Source organism: Fulvivirga aurantia, assembly GCF_009711475.1.
GTDB classification, from domain to species: domain Bacteria; phylum Bacteroidota; class Bacteroidia; order Cytophagales; family Cyclobacteriaceae; genus Fulvivirga; species Fulvivirga aurantia.
Genome location: NZ_SMMD01000238.1, coordinates 1 through 1,202, shown reverse-complemented (window position 1 = coordinate 1,202; position 1,202 = coordinate 1). Strand labels below are relative to the sequence as shown.

Here is a 1,202-nt window from a genome sequence, read left to right as displayed (position 1 = left end):
CCGCAACTTTACCATCTTATGGTGCTCACCAGGATAGTGTAAAGGCTGATGATCACATCATCCTCATTGCAGATATGCAGCTGCAGATTGAGATTAGCGAGGCGATGAACGACCTATATAATTTTAAGTTTGAAAAGGCCGAAAAGCAATTTCGTTGGTTGAAACAGAAATACGGCTGGCATCCGCTGCCTTACTTTTTACTAGGCCTTAGTGAGTGGTGGAAGATTATGCCCAATATAAATGAGACCAAGTACGATGAAAAGTTTCTCGCCTACATGGATACTGTAATTGTGATCTCTGAAAACCTGCACGAAATGCCAAAACATGAAGTGGAGGGGGCATTCTTTTTGGCAGCAGCTTATGGGTTTCAGGGTAGGTTGTATTCAAGTGAGGAAAGGCGAAATTGGAGAAAAGCGGCTGTAGCGGGTAAAAATGCATTGAAGTATATGCAGGAAAGTGAAGGCATGCACGATTTAAGCCCCGAGTTACTGTTTGGAGATGCCTTGTACAATTATTTTTCTGTGTGGGTTCCTGAAAACTATCCATTGCTAAAACCTATTCTGGCTTTCTTTCCCAAAGGAGATAAAGATCTGGGCATTAAACAGCTCAAAGAAGTTTCATTTAACGCATTTTATACACGAACAGAGGCTCAGGTTTTCCTCATGCGCATTTGGAATAGTTATGAAAATGAGCGTCAGAAGGCTTTACAGATCGCTGAGTATTTACATCAAACCTATCCGGATAATCCTTATTTTCATCGGTATTATGCACGTGCATTATATACAACAGGAAAATATAAGTTGGCAAAACCGGTGGCAGAGACTATTTTAGCAAAAATTGATAGTAGTGCGTTGGGTTACGAAGCTACAAGTGGAAGGTATGCAGCTTTCTTTTTAGGACAAATTCACGAACATGCCCGTGAGTATGATTTAGCCAAAGAGTACTATGAGCGAGCTGTTTCCTTTGGTGTGGAAGTGGAGGCCACAGATACAGGTTATTATTTATACTCTTTAATCTCTCTAGGCGATATCGCCAAAAGAGAGGGAAATGAAAAAGAAGCTAAAAGATATTACAAGCTTGTGAAAAAAGAAGCGAGCAGGAGCCAAAGTGCCCATAAAAGTGCAAGAAATAAATTAAAGGATTTGTGATAGGATCAATTCTCCACTTTGACATAAAACCCATCTGACAGTGGAACTAAAGGA

Annotated in this window: 1 protein-coding gene; it reads left to right on the top strand. The window is 40.4% G+C overall.

Annotation, left to right across the window (positions count from 1 at the left end; all coding sequences use genetic code 11):
• The coding region (locus tag E1176_RS00810; RefSeq protein WP_155208692.1) for a tetratricopeptide repeat protein at nt 1-1,148 on the top strand (1,148 nt) is incomplete at its 5' end.
• Between the last annotated feature and the right edge of the window lie 54 nt (nt 1,149-1,202).